At 68.1% G+C, this 19,796-nt stretch carries 19 protein-coding genes and 1 pseudogene; 13 read left to right on the top strand and 7 right to left on the bottom strand.

Annotated features, from left to right (window positions below):
- The first annotated feature begins 164 nt into the window (after positions 1-164).
- Both ACXKZB_RS13035 and ACXKZB_RS13030 read left to right on the top strand, forming a co-directional pair.
- Entirely contained in the window at positions 165-1,904 is a 1,740-nt protein-coding gene (locus tag ACXKZB_RS13035) for a hypothetical protein (RefSeq protein WP_488823393.1), read from the top strand.
- Positions 1,905-1,985: 81 nt separating this feature from the next.
- Positions 1,986-2,528: a beta-galactosidase trimerization domain-containing protein gene (locus ACXKZB_RS13030; RefSeq protein ID WP_488823392.1), complete on the top strand. Its 543-nt coding sequence runs from the start codon at positions 1,986-1,988 to the stop codon at positions 2,526-2,528.
- A gap of 101 nt (positions 2,529-2,629) precedes the next feature.
- Here ACXKZB_RS13030 and ACXKZB_RS13025 read toward each other — a convergent pair whose 3' ends face one another.
- From ACXKZB_RS13025 to ACXKZB_RS13015, 3 genes are all read right to left on the bottom strand, one after another.
- Complete coding sequence (locus ACXKZB_RS13025; protein ID WP_488823391.1) at positions 2,630-3,199, bottom strand: cysteine hydrolase family protein; 570 nt, start codon at positions 3,197-3,199, stop codon at positions 2,630-2,632.
- 78 nt (positions 3,200-3,277) lie between these two features.
- On the bottom strand, positions 3,278-3,802 hold the full coding sequence (locus tag ACXKZB_RS13020; RefSeq protein WP_488823390.1) for a hypothetical protein: 525 nt from the start codon (positions 3,800-3,802) through the stop codon (positions 3,278-3,280).
- 16 nt (positions 3,803-3,818) lie between these two features.
- Positions 3,819-4,379 carry a hypothetical protein gene (locus ACXKZB_RS13015; RefSeq protein ID WP_488823389.1) on the bottom strand — a complete coding sequence of 187 codons (561 nt, stop codon included), beginning with the start codon at positions 4,377-4,379 and terminating at the stop codon, positions 3,819-3,821.
- A 146-nt stretch (positions 4,380-4,525) separates the two neighbouring features.
- Between ACXKZB_RS13015 and ACXKZB_RS13010 the strand changes: the two genes are divergently transcribed.
- Together ACXKZB_RS13010 and ACXKZB_RS13005 are read left to right on the top strand one after the other, a co-directional pair.
- Positions 4,526-5,704: a sensor histidine kinase gene (locus tag ACXKZB_RS13010; RefSeq protein ID WP_488823388.1), complete on the top strand. Its 1,179-nt coding sequence runs from the start codon at positions 4,526-4,528 to the stop codon at positions 5,702-5,704.
- Positions 5,701-6,363 (top strand): response regulator, encoded by a 663-nt coding sequence (locus ACXKZB_RS13005; RefSeq protein WP_488823387.1) that lies wholly within the window; start codon positions 5,701-5,703, stop codon positions 6,361-6,363. The genes ACXKZB_RS13010 and ACXKZB_RS13005 overlap by 4 nt, the downstream gene beginning before the upstream one ends.
- On the opposite strand, the gene ACXKZB_RS13000 is transcribed toward ACXKZB_RS13005, so the two are convergent.
- Together ACXKZB_RS13000 and ACXKZB_RS12995 are read right to left on the bottom strand one after the other, a co-directional pair.
- Entirely contained in the window at positions 6,256-7,056 is an 801-nt protein-coding gene (locus ACXKZB_RS13000; protein ID WP_488823386.1) for a hypothetical protein, read from the bottom strand. The genes ACXKZB_RS13005 and ACXKZB_RS13000 overlap by 108 nt on opposite strands.
- Positions 7,056-8,072 (bottom strand): zinc-dependent alcohol dehydrogenase, encoded by a 1,017-nt coding sequence (locus ACXKZB_RS12995; protein ID WP_488823385.1) that lies wholly within the window; start codon positions 8,070-8,072, stop codon positions 7,056-7,058. The genes ACXKZB_RS13000 and ACXKZB_RS12995 overlap by 1 nt, the downstream gene beginning before the upstream one ends.
- A gap of 228 nt (positions 8,073-8,300) precedes the next feature.
- Here ACXKZB_RS12995 and ACXKZB_RS12990 point away from each other — a divergent pair, with 228 nt between their 5' ends.
- Both ACXKZB_RS12990 and ACXKZB_RS12985 read left to right on the top strand, forming a co-directional pair.
- Complete coding sequence (locus ACXKZB_RS12990) at positions 8,301-8,987, top strand: hypothetical protein (RefSeq protein WP_488823384.1); 687 nt, start codon at positions 8,301-8,303, stop codon at positions 8,985-8,987.
- Positions 8,988-9,523: 536 nt separating this feature from the next.
- A complete protein-coding gene (locus ACXKZB_RS12985) occupies positions 9,524-9,736 on the top strand; it encodes a hypothetical protein (RefSeq protein WP_488823383.1) in 213 nt (70 codons plus the stop codon).
- A 256-nt stretch (positions 9,737-9,992) separates the two neighbouring features.
- Here the strand turns inward: ACXKZB_RS12985 and ACXKZB_RS12980 are convergent, their stop codons facing one another.
- Positions 9,993-12,464, bottom strand: a complete 2,472-nt coding sequence (locus ACXKZB_RS12980; RefSeq protein ID WP_488823382.1) for a S8 family serine peptidase — start codon at positions 12,462-12,464, stop codon at positions 9,993-9,995.
- A gap of 29 nt (positions 12,465-12,493) precedes the next feature.
- Positions 12,494-13,657 carry an AAA family ATPase gene (locus ACXKZB_RS12975; protein WP_488823381.1) on the bottom strand — a complete coding sequence of 388 codons (1,164 nt, stop codon included), beginning with the start codon at positions 13,655-13,657 and terminating at the stop codon, positions 12,494-12,496.
- Positions 13,658-13,953: 296 nt separating this feature from the next.
- On the opposite strand from ACXKZB_RS12975, the pseudogene ACXKZB_RS12970 reads away from it, so the two are divergent.
- From ACXKZB_RS12970 to tmk, 7 genes and pseudogenes are all read left to right on the top strand, one after another.
- Positions 13,954-14,364: pseudogene (locus ACXKZB_RS12970) on the top strand (ATPase, T2SS/T4P/T4SS family); the annotation flags it as partial.
- A 71-nt stretch (positions 14,365-14,435) separates the two neighbouring features.
- Entirely contained in the window at positions 14,436-15,236 is an 801-nt protein-coding gene (locus ACXKZB_RS12965; RefSeq protein ID WP_488823380.1) for a type II secretion system F family protein, read from the top strand.
- A gap of 85 nt (positions 15,237-15,321) precedes the next feature.
- Positions 15,322-15,534 (top strand): DUF4244 domain-containing protein, encoded by a 213-nt coding sequence (locus ACXKZB_RS12960; protein WP_340196299.1) that lies wholly within the window; start codon positions 15,322-15,324, stop codon positions 15,532-15,534.
- Positions 15,518-15,868, top strand: coding sequence for a TadE family type IV pilus minor pilin (locus tag ACXKZB_RS12955; protein ID WP_488823379.1), 351 nt, complete (start codon positions 15,518-15,520; stop codon positions 15,866-15,868). The genes ACXKZB_RS12960 and ACXKZB_RS12955 overlap by 17 nt, the downstream gene beginning before the upstream one ends.
- Before the next feature lie 16 nt (positions 15,869-15,884).
- The gene (locus ACXKZB_RS12950) at positions 15,885-16,334 is read left to right on the top strand and encodes a helicase (RefSeq protein ID WP_488823378.1); all 450 of its coding nucleotides are present in this window, start codon (positions 15,885-15,887) and stop codon (positions 16,332-16,334) included.
- Positions 16,310-19,114, top strand: a complete 2,805-nt coding sequence (gene topA / locus ACXKZB_RS12945) for a type I DNA topoisomerase (RefSeq protein WP_123313792.1) — start codon at positions 16,310-16,312, stop codon at positions 19,112-19,114. Before ACXKZB_RS12950 ends, topA begins: the two co-directional genes overlap by 25 nt.
- Positions 19,111-19,746, top strand: coding sequence for a dTMP kinase (gene tmk, locus ACXKZB_RS12940; protein ID WP_456794658.1), 636 nt, complete (start codon positions 19,111-19,113; stop codon positions 19,744-19,746). The genes topA and tmk overlap by 4 nt, the downstream gene beginning before the upstream one ends.
- Positions 19,747-19,796 lie beyond the last annotated feature (50 nt).

Raw genomic sequence — 19,796 nt, 5'->3', positions numbered from 1 at the left:
CCCCGCCACGCAGTGCGCCGGCCAAACGCACGACACAGAGCGACGCCGCTCACAGTTCCGCGGGCGCCGGATCCGGCGCCGAGGCGTGCGGTAGCTGATCCACTGCCGAACGGCGCGAACGAAGTCGCCGCATCGGTGTCCGTCGCGGCGGCTACTATCCGGGCATGGCTACGCATGTTGACTGGGCTCGGCTCGACCGCAGCGAGTTCGAGCGAATCGTCAACGTGCTGATCACCCGCGACGGAGACGCACGCGGATTCATATCGATCGCCCCCGACGGCCGTGGTGGCGATGCCGGCATCGACATTGAGCTTCGGGATCCCGTGAGCGGTCGGATCGTGCACATCTACCAGTTAAAGCACTTCCCCGAAGGCTTCTCATCGGGCTGGGCGCAGAGCCGGCGCAAACAAATCCGCAAGTCGTTGCGTAGCGCGCTGCAGCACGAGCCGGACGATTGGACGCTCGTGGTGCCCGAGCAGTACACCGCGGCCGAGCAAAAATTCGTCACGAACCTCGCCCACGACACCTCCACCACGGCGCATGTCATGGGAACTGTCGAACTCAACAAACTGCTCACGCAACACACCGACGTGCACGACTGGGCGGTGCGCGACGCCGTCAACAACGCACTCGATCGGGTCGGTCGGAGAGACGTGCAGCCGACCAAAACCTCGGACGCCGCGGAAGGCCTGAGCCGCTACCTCGCGCAGCAGGACACGTTCAGCCTGTACTGGGGCCGGAAGCCGATCTTCCGCGATGGGGGCATCGTGTGGGAGTTTTACACCAAGCGGGACGATGCCCCGGTCATGGAACCGTTGCGCATCACGATGAATACCGCGTTCGGCGCTGACGACGCCGAACTTCGCAAGCTCACCGACGACGTCTTCGGCTACGGACGTGGCAAGCAACTGGACCTTCCCGAGCATGTCGTGCAGTCACTGGTGCTCGACGGGCCGGCTGAATGGTTCGCAGGCGTCGAGCACAACGTCGCCCTGTCGTTCACGCCGATGTTCGACACCGCTGAATCTCGACCGGCCCGCATCGAGGCATACGACCGAGACGGCGCGCTACTCGGCGCACTGAGCGGTCGAACAATCAACTCCAACGCCGGAGACGTCGGTGGCTTCGTCGAGGTGCTGTTCGAAAGCAGCCTCACGACGCTCTGGCGATTCCCCCGAAACTCGCGCAACGGCTCCACCGACATCACACTCGATGCAGTTGGGCAGCCATCCGCAGCGGTCGCACGCGCCACGCGCTTCCTGCGACACTTCAAGCACCTCGACAAACTCCGCCTCGAGGTCGAAGGGCACCCGATCATTGCGCAAGTTGATGCGTCACGATCCCCACTCATCGATGACGAGCTCCACGAGTACGCGGACGACCTCGGCACGATCGAACGCCTCGCCGACGTCAGCCTGCCGTTCCCCGCCGCGATGCCCGACCTCAACGAACGCATCTGGACTCGCATCACCCGAATGCTCCTCGAGGGTCGATGTGCACTCATTCACAACTACAAATCAATGAACGCCACCCTGAACGGCACACGCGACGAAGCGATGGAACAGCTCCTTTCCGATGGCGCTCAGATCCTCAATGCAACCACCGCCGGCAACGACGGGGACAGCGGTGTCCGGATCCTCGACACCGAGGTCCCCGTCGCCGGCATGTGTATCTGGCACCCACGCATGCATATCGCAGACGCTGAGGAAGTACGTCAGCGCCTCGACTCCGGCACCGCCGAAGGGATGCACGTCGTAATCGAACCGATGGATGGCACACCCTTCCGCGTCTACAGCAGCAAGCACACCTCCCCGGAAACCCGCGTGATCCCCGAACCGTGGAAGATCACCGGCATCGGTGAGCACCCGGCACTTGAAGAAATTCGCGCACAAGCCGGCGAGTGAGATCTCGCCAGGACCCAACAACTTACTGAGGCTCGACCCTCGCGAACGATCTCCGCTGTCGATGTACGGCGTTCCGCCACGGTGGTCGAACACGGCGAACTCATTGTCGCGTACCAGACCGGGATCCTCGACGACAACCTGCACGTGATCCTCGACGGGTACCTCGGAACACTCCAGCACGTCCTCGGCCTGCACGTCGAGGAGTTCGCTCCACCCGCCGCGCCGGTGGGCGGAACGACCCCGTCCTACGACATCGATGGTCTCGGAGCGGGCTCGGCAACGGAATGGGGCGAGGTGGTCCGCGTGCACGACGCCCAAGTGCTGAGCTGGTTCGTCGGAGGGTTCCTCGACGGGCAGCCGGCCGTGACGCGCCGCACCACCTCCGCCGGCGCCGCTTGGTACTTCGCCACCGCACCGGAGAACCTCGGCGCCATCATCGACGCGGTCCTCGCCAGCAGCGGCATCACGGTGCCCGATCGACTTCCTTTGGGTGTTGAACGCCTCCGACGTGGACCAGTGGACGTCGTCCTCAACCACACTGCATCAACTGTCGAGGTCGACGGTGCGCAGATTCCGCCGTACGGCGCTGAGATCACGCCGGTCGGTACTATCACGACTGCCTGAATCGGGCCGGTCGCGCACGCCGTCTATGTTGCGCGACGTGGGTCGGGGGTGGCTTCCCGGGCCGCCCGGCCGAGCGGTCCCGTGCCCGCCACCATCTCGAATCAGTCGCTCTGGCGTCGGTCAGACGGTGCAGACGCGGCCAGCATGCGGGTGGAGGTGGTGATTCCCAGCGACGGGAATACGGACCGAAATCGCTCCGCATGAGCGACGGCGTTCGGATCGTTCGTGGCGTCTTCGACGAGGACGACGTGATACCCATGGTCGTACGCTGCCCTGGCGGTTGATTCCACCCCAAACGTGGTCGCCTGTCCGACGACAACCAGCTGGGTGATCTTCGCCGTACGGAGCGACTGGTCGAGGCCGGTCCCCGCGAACGCGCTCCAACCACCGCGCGTGATTTCCCAGTCTTCGGGCACTCGCGGGACAAGTAGCCGGCCGTACTCTGCGGGGGCCGGGCGAGGACCGCCGCCGTACTGAGTCATACCTGAAGGAGTCGTCGCCGGGTCATGACGGACCATCACCACGCGTCCACCGGCGTCCCTGACGGCCTCGGCGAGGATAGTGATGTTGTCGACAATCGTCTCCACAGGGTGCGTGCGCTGGTACTGCGCAGTGCCGGTCTGGAGATCAATGACGAGCAGGGCGGTGTGTTCCGATAGCAGGGGCATCATCCGTCCACCATGGCGTGCGAAGGAAGACCTTGCATACTGCGTTCGCAGCGGACTCATTCTGCGCCGGGACCAGTTTCATCATGGACGTGTGGTCGGGTGGGTGCACGCCTCAATCGCGGCGTACTCCCGGCCGAGTGGAGCTTGGTTCCGCTCGGTGCGCCACGACCGGATGCCGGGCGCTGCGGCCACGGCGGCGATCCACACGCCGGCACCGACGAGGACCGGCACGAGCGTCGGGTCCCCGCCGAGGGCGAGCAGACCGCCGAGCGCGACCGCCAGCACGGCGACCGCGGAACCCGCGGTAGCGACCACACCAGCCAACCGGGCCGGCTGCTGCTCGAGGGCGGCGATCCGGGCCAGCGCCCGCTCGGCACGACGCTCGAGGAGCGGTCGTGCCGGGTCGGGCCGGGTGCGCAGCCGCTGGAGCAGCAGGGACGTCGTGCCGAGCCGTCCGCCCTGCACGGTCACCGTCCAGCCGAACTGCTCCAGGGTGTGCCGGTGGAGCGGCACGAACGCGGTCGGCGCGTACAGCGCCCGGGTCTCCAGGTGGCGGGGGACCGGCGCGTGCAGGACAGCGTCTTCCCGGGCGATGGTGTTCGTCATCGGGTTCGGCCCGCGCTCAGGCGGTCCGGCGGCGACTGGCCGCCTCGCACGCGCCGTAGACGACGTCGAACTGGCGGTCGACGGCCGGACGGATCCGCTTGGTGCGCGCCGCGCGGACGAGCTGGAAGGCCACGGGAGCGATCGCCCAGTTGACCAGCCCACCGGCCCCGACGAGGAACACCGTGGCCGGGTCGAGCCCGCCGAGCAGGTCGGGGACCGCCACGGTGTCCTGCATGGCGAACACCGAGGCGGCCAGCAGGACGCTGCCGATCGCGCCGAGGGCGTACGCGACCACCGACGCCGCGGTCGTGCGGGAGCGTTCGAGGGCGTCGATCGTGGCCAGGGCGGTCTCGGCGTTCTGCTGGAGCTCGGTCAGTTCGACGGAGCGGACGGCACGGTCGCGGCGGAGGCCGAGGGTGCGCCGGCGGTTCAGTGCGCCCGTCCGGTCCGAGCCGTCGGGCGTCCAGCCGAAGTTGCGGTAGGTGTCCGCGTACAGGGCGTCCTTGCCGCGCGGGACGTCGACCGTGCAGTAGTCGTACGTGGTGGCAGCGGGAGCGGCGGTGTTCGTCAGCGTCATTGTGGGTCCTCCGGTCGGTGCCGGATCGTTCCGGCCTGGTGTCGATCGTCCCGGGGACGGGCCGCGGGCAGGTCCCCGATCGGTGGTACCCCCGACTACTGCGTTCGCAGTAGCCGGACCGCTGACCCGCACGACAGGATGAGTGCATGCGGCGACTGCGAGCGATCTGGGGTTCGTGGCGTCCGGACGACCGCTGGGTGTTCCGCGGCACGGCCGCCGTCGTCCTGCTCGCGTGCGCGATCGAGTCGGGCCGGGTGATCGCGGCCGATGCCGGCCCGGGGCCCGGCGTCGCGGTCGCCGCGACCGTGCTCGCCGTCGTCGCGGCGCCGTGGACACCGTGGACGGCGCTCGGCCTCGCCACGGTCGCGCCGGTGCTCGGTGGCCTGTCCGGGTGGTCGCCGATCGTGACCTGGAGCTGCGCGGTGCTGCTGCTGTTCGCGGTGTCCTCGCGGGAAGGGCACCCGGTCCGCGCCGCGGCGATCGTCGCTCCCGGCGTGGTCATCGGCACGCTCCTCGCGCCGGGGGAGGGCGGTGCGGTGCCGACCGCTCTCGGCGCCCTCATCTCCGTCGTCGCCGCGGCGGCCATCGGCTCAGGGCTCCGGGTTCAGCACCAGTACCGGGCTTCATTGGAACAGCGCGCCGCCGATGCCGTGGCCACGCGGGAGCTCGAAGCTGAACGCCGGGTGGCTGAGGAACGCGTCCGGATCGCACGTGACCTGCACGACGTCATCGGGCACGAGATCGCGGTTGTCAGCATGCAGCTCGGGGTCGCCGAGGTCACCTTGCCCGCGGGCGCGGACGATGCCCGGCGTGCGCTGGATGCCGCTCGGGATGGTGTGCGGAACGTCCTCACGGAGACGCAGCACGTCCTGACGGTGCTCCGTTCGGCATCGGGCAGCGGCGGCGACCTCGACGACCCGACGGCGCCTGCCCCCGGCATCGAACAGCTCCCCGGACTGATCGCGTCGTACGAACGGATCGGCCTCGACGTCGATGCCCGACTGGACGACGTCGGCCCGGTCTCCGTGCCGATCGGTGTGACGGTCTACCGGGCGTTGCAGGAGTCGCTAACCAACGCCCATCGGCACGGCGAGGGCCGGACAACCGTCACCCTCGCCCACGCCGGTGACGACCTGGTCCTCGAGGTTCGCAACCGCCGCCGGCGGACCCCGGCGAGCGACGCCGTCGCGGGCCGGACCGGTGGGCTCGGCCTGGTCGGCATGCGCGAACGCGTCGCCGCCGTCGGGGGGTCCGTTCAGGCCGCCGCGGACGGCGTGCTGTTCGTCGTCCGCGTCCACCTCCCGGCCGCGAAGGGAACACGATGACCACACGAGTGATCCTGGTCGACGACCAGGACATGATCCGCCTGGGGCTCCGTGCGATCCTCGACCGGCAGGAGGGCATCGACGTCGTCGGGGAGGCTGCGGACGGGCTCGCCGCGGTGCAGACGGCACTGTCGGTCCCGGCGGACGTCATCATGATGGACATCCGGATGCCAGGCATCGACGGGGTCGAGGCGACTCGACGGATCCGCGCCGAACGCACCGCCGACCAGGTGCGCATCGTCATGCTGACGACTTTCGACCAGGACGAACTCGTCTTCGCGGCGCTGCGTGCCGGAGCGAACGGCTTCCTCAGCAAGGCCGCAGGGCCCGCAGAGCTCGTCGCAGCGATCGAGGAGGTGGCTGCCGGCGGAGGGGCGCTGTCTACGGCGGCCGCAGCGGCGCTCATCGGACAGGTCGCCCGCACTCCGGCGTCCTCCGTCGACCCGGAGATGACCCGGCGGTTCAAGGCCCTCACCGCTCGTGAGCGCGACGTTGTCGCGATGGTCAGCCGAGGTCAGGGCATCGACGCCATCAGCGCCGAGCTGTTCCTCTCACCACTCACGGTCAAGACCCACGTGAACCGGGCCATGGCGAAGGTCGATGCCCGAGACCGCGCCCAACTCGTCGCGTTCGCCTTCCAGGCCGGCCTGGTCGACTGACGCTGACGCTGGTACTGATGCCCCTGGCACCACCGGCCACCGCCGCAGCGCCATCGCGAGTCCGATCACCGCGGCCAAACCGCCGAGGAACACCCCGCTCGCACCCGTGGACGCAGCAGCGTCCTCGGCGCTGCCCGCGAACGAGAGCAGTGCCGACTGGGTCAGCACGAGCAGGACCACCGCGGCGGCCACGTTCACGAGCTTCGTCGCCTCGACGAGTGGTTCCCCGTCCTTGCGTGCGGTCACCGCACCCCAGACCCCGATCCCCAGCTCCGCAAACGTTGCGGCAGCGATGACGATCGCCACCCACTTGTCGTGGTACACCGGGTGTGCTCGCCCGGCGAGCATCGGCACGCTGCACCCGACGAACACGACCGACATCGCGGTCACCGCACCCCCGATCCACCGGTGGCCGGCCTGCCGGAACCGCATCCGGTCACCGTTCGCCGCGTCGAACGCGAACGACAGCCGGTGTCGCCGGACGGCCCAGACCTTCGCGGCCGCGGCGCCGAGCGTGAAGACCACGGTCGCGGCGAGGAACAACGAGGGAGCGGCGCAGAACAGGACGACCTTCCACCCCGCCATCACGAGACTGCCGGGCACCGACAGCACCGCGAGCATGAGCCCGCGGCGTGTCCGGTCCCGCCACACCGTGACCGCGTACCGGACGGCCGCCTGCCTGCGCAGGGCCATCAGTCGAATGTGACGACGACCTTGTCGGCCGCACCGGGGGTCGCCGCCACCCGGAGAGCCTCGAGCACGCCGTTCGCTGGGAAGACGTCGCTGACGATTCGCGCGTAGGCCTCGGGGTTCGCGATGATGTGCTTGGTGACGTCGAAGATCTCGGTCGGGTACCCCATCGCGGTCACGATCGTCGGCTCGACGGCCAGCAGGTCCCCGAAGTCGACCTCGACGGGCCGTTTGTGCACCGCCACGACGCCGATCGTCGCGCGGTGCTTCGCCAGGCGCAGCGCCGTCTGCACGGTGGCCGGCACCCCGGCGGCGTCGAGCCAGACGTCCGTGCCGGACTTCCCGCCGTGTCCGACGCCGTCCCGTGCCGCGCCGTGCAGGGCGATCAGACGCTCGTCGAGCGGCTCCTCAGCAGAGTTCACGACCGCATCGGCACCGACCAGCAGGGCCTTCTCGAGTCGTGACGCGATCACGTCGACGACGACCACGTGCCCGACACCGAGCGCCTTGTAGCTGATCACGGCACCCAGCCCGATCGGACCGGCACCGAATACGACGACCGTGGCGCCCGGCTGCGGCGCGGTCCGGTTCACAGCGTGCAGGGCGACCGCCATCGGCTCGTTGAGAGCGGCCACCTGCCAGGGCAGGTCCTTCGGGACGATCGCGACGCTGGTGCCGAGCACGGCCTGCTCGACGAGCAGGAACTCGGAGAGGCCCCCGGTGGGGCCGCCGTTGCCGATGATCCCGCGTGGGTCGCCCATCGGGTTCACCACCACGTGGTCGCCGACGGCGATGCCCTCTACCGAAGCACCGACGACGGTGACCTCGCCGGCGACCTCGTGGCCGAGAGGCGTGTGGCCCTCCCGGGGTGGGATACCGCCCCGCGCCGCGTAGAAGGCGTCGGAGCCGCAGACCCCGCACGCCTTGACCGCGATCAGGACGTCGGCGGGGCCGACCTCGGGGACGGGCTCGTCGCGGATCTCGACGGATCCGGGGCCGGTGACGACGACGGTGCGCATGGTTTCTCCTCACATCGCGGGCTGCTCAGCTCTGTATCCCTCTATTCCACGGCTCGGCTGCTCCCGATGGGTACTGCGTTCGCAGTGAACTAGTGTGCTCCACGGCACGGACATGCAACGTGGTTGCTGTTGCCCTCGCCGCACACGGATCGCATCGGACCGCTCAGGCAAGCATCAAGGTAGATCGCCGAACGAGCACCTCCGGGACGAGGCGCGGGGTGCTCGTTCGTGGTGCGATCAGTCCACGATGACGACGAGGCGGCCGCGAAGACGGCCGGTTTCGCTGACGCGGTGCGCTTCTGCGATTTGTGCGCGCGGGAAGGTTTTGTCGATGGGGAGCCAGAAACGCCCATCTTCGATGAGGTCTCCGATGGTGAGAAGCGAGTGGAAGCCGTGGCCGTCGGCGAATCCGCTGCTGAAGTGCACGCCATGTTCATTCGAGCCGTCGAAGTCAGCGAGGGTAATGACGTTATCGGCAGACCCGGTGAGCCCGATGAGTGCGGGCAGGATGCCTGGCTCTCGCCCAGACTCGGCGGGGTAATCCTCGACGAGGTCACGGTGGCAACCCGGGACGTCACCGGCAGTGGCGGTCGAGACGCGAAGGCCTCGTTGCCATTATCGGCGTTGAGAGGTTCTGTAGGAGTCGACAGTGTTGAGTCGATGGCCACGGTCCCCCCACAGCAGCCCAACTTCGCTGCCATGCGCGCTGCGTTTGTCCTGCGCAAGGCGGAACTCGGCCTCACCTACGATCGCCTCGCCGAGCTGAGCGGTGTCGGGCGGCGCGACGTCTGGCGGCTTTCAACCGGCGAGACGGTCGGAACCGTTGCGAGCTGGTATGCGCTGGCGGCGGCTGTAGAGATGCCGTTCCCAGATCTTGTCGCTCACCTGGATGACGAAGCCCTCGCTGAGGAGTGACCGTCCTTGCCTTGTGATGGAGTCGAGCGTCCAGGTTCGCTCGGTTGAACACCTTTGCGACGAGTTGAGGTAGGGCGTGAGGCGCCCTCGTGCTCGTACTGGAGAAGCAGTCCCTGCATCAGGTCCGTGGCTCCATGGAAGTAGCGATACGCGACCTGAACGACAGGCCACGGTGAGTGGTTCGTTGCTAGCCAGTTCACTGGGCTCAAGGGCTTGCTCCCCTTAACTAGAAGGGCAGCATCTTCCGTCGTCATGACCTTCCGCACGAGTAGCGGTGGGGCATCGGGCGGGATCACATCGATCAACGGGGCAAGTCCGGGGAGCGGTCGAACCTTCCATGAAGGATTCTCGCGAACGAACTGCCAGGCGGGGAACCGTTCACCCTCACCTGCGTTGTAGCTCCACAATTGGCCTCTGTTTCTCCGCCGAACCACGTGGTCACGAGTCCAACCCGTTAGAGCCGCGACCCCATCGGCATCGCGTGAGGTAGCGGCGTCGAAAACGGCGGAGCGTGCGATGACGGTAAGGAGGTCGCGATGGCTGAGGCGATCCGTGTCGACCAAGGGTCGGTCTCGCGCGCCGAGCCATTCGAGCCGCAGCTGCGCCGTCACCTCGTCCACCGACTGGGGGTGGGCATAGAGCATCAGCAAACTGGCGAGTTCATTCAGCGTCTCCTCTGGCGGAAGCCCGAGCGCGGTGAGTCCTTTGGTCAGTCGAGTGACCGAGTCTTCGTGCGCGCCTTGAGATGACTCATCCACGTAGTACTCCTTCGTCGCCGATAATGGCACTATGGCACCTATCGTAGTTGCGATCGGCGCGCCACGCGAGGCTGCTGCGCCGATGAAGGAGAACGCGACCGGCAAGCACGCGGCAGCCTCAGCCCATGGTGCGTGAAGCGACCCGCCATGCCGAGACGTTGGTCGAATCATGGCGGCACAAGGCAGAAGTAGTCGCGACCCAGGTTTGAGTCGCCGGCGCCGGGAACCTTCTCCGAAGGTCGGACCGCTATCGAACGCTGACTCGCACGGCGGTACGTAGATCGCTGAGTTGGGCTCCGATGGCAGTTAGGTCGGCGCGCATCTCGTTGAAAACTGCGCCCTCCCCGTGCTGATCAGCGATCGTGATGATCAGGGCAAACGGGACGCCTTCCTCGGGGATGCTCTCGCCGGCTCGCGCCTGCGCTTCGACGGTTACGCGCCAGTCCGGAGAGCCGCCAACACCGTTCGGGATGAGCCGCTCGTACGTCTTCAGCGGGTGCCACTTGCCGTACTCGGTGATCCGTTCGTGCTCGGCAGGACGTTCTACGCCCGTGAAGAACGAGTGTGTTGCATCGGTATGCTTCTTGAACCTGCCGTCAGGGCTAGCCTGCTGGAACGCGGCTTCGAGGTTCACCCGGACTTGCTCGTCCCCGTGGCGTGTGTCGATGACGGGTCGGTACACCAGCGTGAGGGTGATCTTGCCGGCGCTGGCTCCGTGAGCATTGGTGAGTGCGGCCGGCCATGTGACCGGGAACTCGATCCTTTGCCGAGGACGTATCGTGTCGGAAATCACGAATGAGAGCGCAGATGCCGCCCCATCGAGCATCTCGCCAGCGGAGCTGTGAACTCCGTGACCGACATAGCGCTGCGCGGCAGCAGAAGCTTCTCGCGAATCGAAGACACGTGGCGGCCGGGCAGCGAAGTGAACCATCAGTCCGATGAGTGTCTCCCGTGAAACTCCGCCAACGATTGCTTGGTCCAGTGCAGCCAAGGTCCGTGCAGCGATTGGCGCGGCGTAGCTCGTGCCGTGCACTTCACCAAGGTTGCCCCAAGGGTTCATCGCGACGAGACCTGTTCCTTCCGCTGTCGGATAGGCGCCACCGATGGCTGCGATGTCAGGCTTAATCGTCGAAGGGACTGGTGCGCCTCGGCGCGTGTACCGCGTCGGGGCGTACGGGAATTCGTACACTAACTCAGGCGGGTTGACGGCAGCGACGGTCAGATTGGTGATGCTGTCCGCGGGCGCCGGTACGCCAGTTGGTGAGGTATCTGCAGGAAGGTACGCGGCGTGATCGTGTTTCGATGCCGGCCAGGCGTCGCGAATCTCCGAGGTCGCCAAATTGCTGATCGGGAGGACAAAAATCACGTCTTCTTGGAGCGCGATGCGGTCGAGATGTCGAGCCGCGATGCTATAGCTACGTCTGCCCGGCGGTTGGCGGAGGCTGTACGACATGTTGAAAACACGCACGCCAAGGGTCTCCTTCGCCCGCCGCACCTCATCCTGCAAGGTCGCGAAGAAGTCGTCTGTCGACGCGTAGTACAGGGCCCAGGTACGCCTAGGGGTGATGAGGTCCAAGTCATAGACATCACAGCGCTCGGTTTCAGAGAGGAAGTGAGCGTTGTACAGGTGTCCCTGCGCGATCACGGAGGCGATTTCAGTGCCGTGCTTGGCGCCGTGTACGTCCCTGTCAGCGGGCGCGATGATGCCGGCAGCACCAACGACGTGCTTCGTCGTGTATTCGCCGGCGACGCCTCCGTCGATCACTCCGACCACGGGCAGGCGCGCGTCGCCGTTGCCCTCTAATTGTGGCTTGGCAGGCGCCTCCGGCAGTACCGGTCCGCCTTCCCAGTCGTCCTCTTCTGTCTCTTCTGGTTCCTCGTCGAGATCAACGCGTCGGACGACCGTATTCGTTTCCAGCTGCGCAAGGGCGTCGAGGAAACGCTCCCGAATGAGCGACTGGGCGTTTGTATTCTCCTCGATTCGGCCTGCTGCCCGGGCAGTGCCGGATTGCGATTCGCCTATTGAGGGCAACCCGCTTGCGCCCGAAGCCGGCGAGGCATCCAATTCGGACGCAAATCTGACGCTAGTTCCGAACGTTGCCATCGTTGATCGCAGAGAACGGTGTGCTTCGATCGCTGCTGGACGTAACCATGGGAGACGCGGGAGGGCGAAGGTAGAGACTCGGAGTGTAGGCGTCACCGACTCTGCAAGCCAATCTCGCCCATCCTCAAGCGTGAAAGTGCGCGCTCGTTCCGACGACCAGAGATCGATCGAAGCAATAGCGCTCGCCTCGGCTCGTGCGGGCGAAGGCGAGTACTTGGACTCACCTGCAGCGTCTGTTTTATACTCCACGACCTCCTCCGCAGTGGCAATGAGAGTCCGCACGTCCGATAGGCCCGCGGCGGAGATGGCAAAGATCAACTCCCCGAATCGGTTAGTTCCTACGTGAGTTGCACGCGAAGGGCGGAAGAGGAGATCAAACGGTCGATGAGACTTTGCCAATGCGTCAGTGCGCATCATGACGCGTACATGCAGCAGCATTTCGGGTTCAACGCCGTCAATAATACCGTCAAGATCGGCGCACATCGACTCTCGATGCTCGACGAACGCTTCGTCCCTCCCCTTGTAGAAGTCGCGAAGCTGCCCTCCGCCTCGCGCCCGAGGCACTTGCTGAAACTGATTCGAATTCAGAACGAGCTGAACTGGTCCATCTGCCACGAGGTCCCCCTTCGATACCTAGCTGCGGCTCACGTCTGTAGCCACCGGCCGACAGTCTTGCGGTCGCGTCCCAGTAGCTGTGCAAGTTCGACTATCGACATGTTTGCCTCCGAATGAAGCGTTACCGCCAAACGTGCCGATGCCGACACCACCGCCTCCTGGGCCGCCGGTCGAAGGCGTGCCCCTGTCGAGGCAGCCGCTGCGATCAAGTGACTCATGTCAGGGGATGGTTGATCGGACAAAATCCAAGCTTTCATAGTCGCCAATGAAAGTGCTCGAACATCCGACCCCGAGAGGCCGTCTGTGAGCCAGGCAATCGCCTTCGTCAGCGCGGGAGGCGACCCCGCATGAAGGAGATGCCGGGATGCAATCTCGCCGCGGATCTCCGAATTCGGAAGTGCCAACTGAATCTGGTGTTCGAAACGACGCCACACGGCACGATCGAGAAGTTGCTCGTGGTTCGTGATGGCGATCGTCAGCCCGTGGTCGCGGCGCCTATCCAGGTTCTGTAGCAAGGCGTTGACCACGCGTTTAATCTCGCCGACCTCGTTCGGATCGTCGCGTACCTTCGCGACGGCATCGAACTCGTCGAGGACCAGGACCACGTCGAAGCGGTTGCAGAACTCGAACAGGCCACCAAGGTTGCGAGCTGTATTACCCAGGAGAGACGAGATCAATCCATCCAGCCTGGCGACAACCGCCGGACGCTGTAGTCGAGATGCCAGCAGTAGCGCAAGGGAGGTCTTCCCTGTTCCGGGCGGCCCGTACAACAACAGCGATCGACTTACGGACAGATCGGCCGCTCGAAGTCGCTCTTCGTGGCGCCATTCGTCGACTAGCGAACTCCATGCAGACTCAGCTGCTTCAGAAAGGACGGGTGCGGCCACTGGACTTCCCGGAAAGACCACCTCGCAGAGGGGGGCGCTGGACTCCCGATCCACTGGGAGCGGCGTTCGAGTCGTCAAACGAGCAAGCGCGGGGCTGTTATTGCCTGACGCGGGTACGAGGTCCAGGGGCTCGACGGCCTGAGTCCGGTTGGCCCGCGACACGATACCTAGCAAGGAGTTCGCCTCACGCCGACTGCCGTCCTCGGCCAAGCGCCCGGCCAGCCGTTCGATTTGCTGCGTCACCGCAGCGCGGCCACCCCCGAGCGCGGTACGCGCGATCGACTGCACGACATCGAAGTACTCCACCTGGAGCAATCTACGCGACGCGTGGGACATCTTGATGCTCGGATGGGGCACGTCGTTGAGAAAGTGTGACGCGATTTGACCAGTTCTGGTCGAATCACAGACGACCTGCTTTGCTCCGGGGTGAGTCCGGGCCGCCACCCGCGGCTCGAGAAGCTCCGCGTCCTGCCAGACGCCGCCCGCCGGGGCTGGCCCTCTCCAGGCCCCAATGAGTCGTGTTTCCAGTCGTTCCAGTCGTTCCGCCCGATCGATCGCCCGAACCGCGGGGCTCTGACCACGTTTAGTACTGATAAATCGGGATCGCCCACCCGCACGTGGTCGCGCTCGAGGCGCGACAGGCGAACGCCGAGGGCGTCGGAGCGCTCGGTCTGGACCGCCTCGTGCGCGAGGCGCTGCGGATGCGACCCGACCGGATCGTCGTGGGGGAGTGCCGGGGTGCCGAGGTCCGCGAGCTCATGTCCGCGCTGAACACCGGCCACGACGGCGGTGCCGGCACGGTGCACGCGAACGGTGTCGCAGACGTCGCCGCTCGGCTCGAGGCGCTCGGTGCCCTCGCCGGGCTCGGGGTCGAGGCACTGGCCCGACAGGCTGTCAGTGCGTTCGACCTGGTGCTCCACGTCGAGCGCCGGGCAGGCGGACGACGGCTCGCCGCGGTCGGCGCGTTCCACGTCGGGTCGGACGGGAGGCTCGGGGTCCGCCCGGTGGACGGCGCACCGTGAGCACGTGGCCGCTCCGCCGAGGGCGTCGCGATCGGCGTCCGGCGCCGTTCGACCCGGCGCGCGTGGCCGGCACCCTGGACCGGGTGGCGACGCTCGTCGCGGCCGGGGTCCCTCCGGCGCGGGCCTGGGAGCTCGTCGGCAGGCTCCCGGCCGGGAACGCCCCGGCGTCCGCGGACATCGCCGTCGTCCTCCGGGTCGCGGAACGGACCGGTGCCCCCGTCGCGGAGACGCTCGGCGCCCTCGCCGGCGCGCTCCGTCGATCGGCGGCATCGGACCGGGCGATCCGGGTCGCTCTCGCCGGCCCGCGCACCAGCGCCCGCGTGGTCCTGGCACTGCCGCTCTTCGGGCTCGGGCTCGGGGCTTCGTGGGGATCCGGAGCCGTGCAGGTCCTCACCGGATCGCCGCTCGGCTGGGGGTGCTCGGTGGTCGCGGCGCTGCTCGTGCTGCTCGGGCGGGCGTGGACCGCGCGGCTCGTGCGGTCGGCGACGCCGGACGGGCGCGTGCCCGGGGTCGTCCTCGACGCCTGGGCGGTCGCCGTGTCCGGTGGTGGTTCGTGGATCGCGGCCGGGGAAGCGGTCCGTCGTGCCACCAGCGGGAACGTCCCTCCGGCCGCAGACGCGGTCCGGCTGCGCGAGGTGCTCGACCTGGCCCAGCGCGCGGGCGTCCCCGCCGCGGGACTGCTGCGTCGTGCCGCGGAGGACGTCCGTGACGACGCCGCTGCCGCCGGACTCGCCGCGGCCGAGCGCCTGGCGGTCCGCCTGGTGCTGCCGCTCGGCACCTGCGTCCTGCCCGCGTTCGTGCTCGTCGGGGTGGTGCCCGTCGTGGTCGGCGTCCTCTCCTCCACCGTCGTCGGTGCGCGGTGACCTCTCCACAGATGCCGATCGAGGTCCCGGCCGGGCGGTGACCGCGGGCCACGCTGGGAGCCACGCAACAGAAGGGACGAAACCCATGAGCACCACTCCGAACCGCATCCGTCGCACCCACCGCGTCGTCGACCGGCTCCACGCCGCCGCCCAGGACGACCAGGGGTCCGCGACCGCCGAGTACGCGGTCGTCATCCTCGCCGCCGTGGCGTTCGCCGGCGTGCTCGTCGCCGTCATGCGCTCGGGCGAGGTCCAGACCATCCTCACCGAGCTCGTCCGCGGTGCCCTCGCGCTGTGACCGTTCCGGATCCGGTGACCGGGGCTCGGTCACGGTCGAGTTCGCGGTCGTGCTGCCCGTCGTCGCACTCGTCCTCACACTGCTCGTCGTGGCCGTCCTCGTCGTCGACGGACAGGGACGCCTGCAGTCGGCCGCGGCGGTGGCCGCGCGGGGTGTCGGACGGGGGGACGACGCCGTCGGACTCGCCGCCGCCGAGCAGATCGCGCCGGGATCCTCCGTCACCGTCCGGCGCGCGGCCGACCTGGTGTGCGTCGACGCCACGCGCGGCGGCACCGGTCCGTTCGCAGTGCTGCCGCTCCGGGCGACGGCCTGTGCCGCGGCACGAGGACGCTGACCCCGAGCGCGGATCGGTGACCGTGCTCGTCGCCGCCGTCCTCGGCGTCGGGGTGCTCGTCGCGTCGGCGGCGCTCGCCGCGGCCGGACACCGCATACAGGCGGTCCGGGCCGGGGACGCCGCCGACGCCGCCGCGACCTCGGCCGCCGCGACGTCGATCGGGCTCCTCTCCGGGCAGCCGTGCGACGTCGCCGAGCGGGTCGCGCGGGCGAACGGCTCGGCGCTCGCGAGCTGCGACCTCGCCGCCACGACGGCCCGGGTGCGCGTGGTCGTCGGCTCCGGACCGTTCGCCGTCGGCGCATCCGCGGTCGCCGGTCCGGCGGACGGCCAGCCCGAGCACTGTGTGTATGGTGTGCCTGTCGGCCACCGGTCACCGATGTCCCGGGCGACCCGGACACGTTCGTGTCCAGGGCCGACCAGCACCACGGATCAAGGAGACACGTGCCAGGCACGAAGAAGCTCGTGATCGTCGAGAGCCCTGCGAAGGCGAAGACGATCGCGCAATACCTCGGTGACGGATACGAAGTCCAGGCCTCGGTCGGACACATCCGCGACCTCGTCGAGCCGAAGAACCTGCCGGCCGAGCTCAAGAAGGGCTCCCTCGGCAAGTTCTCGGTGGACGTCGACAACGGCTTCGAGCCGTACTACGTCGTGTCCGACGCCAAGAAGAAGACGGTCGCCGAGCTCAAGCGTGCGCTCAAGGACGCCGACGAGCTCTACCTCGCAACAGATGAAGACCGCGAGGGTGAAGCGATCGCCTGGCACCTGCTCCAGGTCCTCAAGCCGAAGGTCCCCGTCAAGCGGATGGTCTTCCACGAGATCACGAAGGAGGCGATCCAGCGGGCGCAGGAGGCCACCCGTGAGCTCGACACCGCTCTCGTCGACGCGCAGGAGACCCGCCGCATCCTCGACCGTCTCTACGGGTACGAGGTCTCGCCGGTCCTGTGGCGCAAGGTCGCTCCCGGCCTCTCCGCCGGACGTGTGCAGTCCGCCGCGACCCGGCTCGTGGTCGACCGTGAGCGCGAGCGGCTCGCCTTCGTCTCCGCGAACTACTGGGACCTCTCCGCGCGCTTCGAGAAGACGGGGGAGTCCTCCTTCTCCGCGCGACTCGCCCGGATCCAGGGCACCCGCGTCGCCTCGGGACGCGACTTCGACGACCGCGGTGCGCTCAGCGGCGACGTCGTGCGCCTCGACGAGGCCGCAGCCGCCTCGCTGACCACCGTGCTCGAGCGCGCCGGGGACGCCACCGTCCGCAGCGTCGACTCGAAGCCGTACACCCGCCGTCCGGCGGCACCGTTCACCACGTCGACCCTGCAGCAGGAGGCAGCGCGCAAGCTGCGCCTGTCGCCGCGGCAGACGGCGCGTGCGGCCCAGACCCTGTACGAGAACGGTTACATCACCTACATCCGTACCGACTCGGTCTCGCTCTCGAAGCAGGCGATCGACGCCGCACGCAAGCAGGCGGCCGACCTCTACGGCGCCGCGACCGTGCCGGACAAGCCCCGCCTGTACGCGAGCAAGAGCAAGAACGCGCAGGAGGCGCACGAGGCGATCCGTCCGTCCGGTGACTCCTTCCGCACCCCGCAGGAGCTCCAGGGCACGCTGACCGGCGTCGAGTGGCGGCTCTACGACCTCATCTGGAAGCGCACCATCGCGTCCCAGATGGCGGACGCCAAGGGTTCGACCGCGTCGATCGTGCTCGGCATCGCGTCGACCGAGTCCGTCGAGGGCATCACGTCGACCGCGAACGGCACCGACGCCGAGTTCACCGCGTCCGGCACCGTCATCACCTTCCGCGGCTTCCTCAGCGCCTACGAAGAGGGCCGCGACGAAGACCGTCACGAGTCGAGCGAGCGTGCCGGGCAGGACGTCGCCCTGCCCGACGTCAAGCAGGGCGAGCACCTCGAGGTGCACGACGTGCTGGCGAAGGGCCACGACACCACCCCGCCGCCGCGCTTCACCGAGGCCAGCCTCATCAAGACGCTCGAAGAGCTGGGGATCGGGCGTCCCTCGACGTACCCGACGATCAGCCCGACGATCATCGACCGCGGCTACGTGTCGCTGCGCGGCACCCAGCTCGTGCCGAACTGGATCGCGTTCAGCGTGGTCCGGCTGCTGGAGGAGTACTTCGGCGAACTGGTCGAGTACGACTTCACCGCCGAGATGGAAGAGGACCTCGACCGGATCGCCAGGGGCGACGCCGACCGGGTCGACTGGCTCAAGGGCTTCTACTTCGGTGGGGGCGACGACGACCAGCGCGGCCTGCGGACCGTCATCGACAACCTCGGTGAGATCGACGCGCGTGAGATCAACTCGGTCGAGCTCGCACCCGGCCTCACCCTGCGGATCGGTCGCTACGGTCCCTACATCGAGGTGCCGAGCGACGACCCGGAGAAGCCGCGTCGCGTCAACGTCCCCGAGGACCTGGCCCCCGACGAGCTGACCGTCGAGAAGGCGAAGGAACTCGTCGACGCCCCCGTCATCGGCGACCGCGTCGTGGGCATCAACCCGGACACGGGCAAGGAGGTCCTGGCGAAGGACGGCCGCTTCGGTCCCTACGTCACGGAGCGCACCCCGGAGCCCGAGCCCACCGTCGACCCGAAGACCGGTGAGGTCGTCGAGGCCGCGGCTGTGCCCGAGCCCGCAGCGGCCGAGGCCCCCGCCGAGACCACGACCGGCAAGAAGGCACCGGCGAAGAAGGCCCCGGCGAAGAAGACGACGAAGAAGGCCGCGGCGCCCAAGGAACGAACGGCCTCGCTGTTCAAGTCGATGGACCCGGCGACCGTCGACCTCGAGACCGCGCTGAAGCTCCTGGACCTGCCCCGCGTCGTCGGCCAGGACCCGGAGACCGGCAACGACATCACCGCGCAGAACGGTCGCTACGGCCCGTACCTGAAGAAGGGGACGGACACCCGGACCCTGCCCGGCGAGGACGCGATCTTCGACATCGACCTGGCCGGCGCGCTCGAGATCTTCTCGCAGCCGAAGTACGGCGGCAACCGTGCGGCGAGCTCCGCGCTGAAGGAGTTCGAGGCGGACCCCGTGTCCGGCAAGCCGATCAAGATGAAGGACGGCCGCTTCGGCCCCTACGTCACCGACGGTGAGACGAACGCGACGATCCCGAAGGGCGAGGACGTCGAGGCGGTCGACCACGCCCGTGCCGTCCAGCTCATCGCGGACAAGCGCGCCAAGGGCCCGGTCAAGAAGAAGACGCCGGCCCGACGGGCGCCGGCCAAGAAGAAGTGACCGGACGGTTCATCACGCTCGAGGGCGGCGACGGCGCGGGCAAGACGACCCAGGCCGAGCTGCTCTCGGCGTGGCTGGTCGAGCACGGTCGCACCGTCCTGCGGACCCGCGAGCCCGGTGGGACCGAGCTGGGCCTGCGGATCCGCGAGATCGTCCTGCACGAGCGCGGGCACGTGTCGCCCCGAGCCGAGGCGCTGTTGTACGCGGCGGACCGTGCCCACCACGTCGAGACGGTCGTCCGTCCGGCGATCGCGCGCGACGAGGTCGTGCTGCAGGACCGGTACATCGACTCGTCGGTCGCCTACCAGGGGGTCGCGCGCGGTCTGGGGGCCGAGCACATCCGCTCCGTTTCGGCGTGGGCGGCGGACGGCCTGGTGCCGGACCTGACGATCCTGCTCGACCTCGACGTGACGGTCGGCCGCGCGCGGGTCGCCGCGGCCCGCGGGGACACGTTCGACCGACTGGAGTCCGAGGCCGAGGCGTTCCACGAGTCGGTACGGCAGGCGTTCCTCGACATGGCGGCGGCCGAGCCCGACCGGTTCCTGGTGGTCGACGCCGGCGGCTCCACCGAGGACGTGCAGCGCGCCATCCGCGCCGCGGTCGCCCCGCTCGTCGCGATCGACCCGGCGTGACCGTGGCCACCCAGACCACGATGGTCGGCCGCCTGACGGTGGTCGCTGAC

The organism is Curtobacterium sp. ABR8 (assembly GCF_057812125.1).
Note: the sequence above shows the minus strand (reverse complement) of the source record. Positions and strands in the feature narration are given on the sequence as shown.

Coding starts and splice junctions, on each gene's coding strand:
- ACXKZB_RS13035 (WP_488823393.1), top strand. CDS start 165: ATGGCTACGCATGTTGACTGGGCTCGGCTCGACCGCAGCGAGTTCGAG.
- ACXKZB_RS12995 (WP_488823385.1), bottom strand. CDS start 8,072: ATGCGCACCGTCGTCGTCACCGGCCCCGGATCCGTCGAGATCCGCGAC.
- ACXKZB_RS12960 (WP_340196299.1), top strand. CDS start 15,322: ATGAGCACCACTCCGAACCGCATCCGTCGCACCCACCGCGTCGTCGAC.
- ACXKZB_RS13000 (WP_488823386.1), bottom strand. CDS start 7,056: ATGGCCCTGCGCAGGCAGGCGGCCGTCCGGTACGCGGTCACGGTGTGG.
- ACXKZB_RS13015 (WP_488823389.1), bottom strand. CDS start 4,379: ATGACGCTGACGAACACCGCCGCTCCCGCTGCCACCACGTACGACTAC.
- ACXKZB_RS13025 (WP_488823391.1), bottom strand. CDS start 3,199: ATGATGCCCCTGCTATCGGAACACACCGCCCTGCTCGTCATTGATCTC.
- ACXKZB_RS13010 (WP_488823388.1), top strand. CDS start 4,526: ATGCGGCGACTGCGAGCGATCTGGGGTTCGTGGCGTCCGGACGACCGC.
- ACXKZB_RS13020 (WP_488823390.1), bottom strand. CDS start 3,802: ATGACGAACACCATCGCCCGGGAAGACGCTGTCCTGCACGCGCCGGTC.
- ACXKZB_RS12985 (WP_488823383.1), top strand. CDS start 9,524: ATGGCTGAGGCGATCCGTGTCGACCAAGGGTCGGTCTCGCGCGCCGAG.
- ACXKZB_RS13005 (WP_488823387.1), top strand. CDS start 5,701: ATGACCACACGAGTGATCCTGGTCGACGACCAGGACATGATCCGCCTG.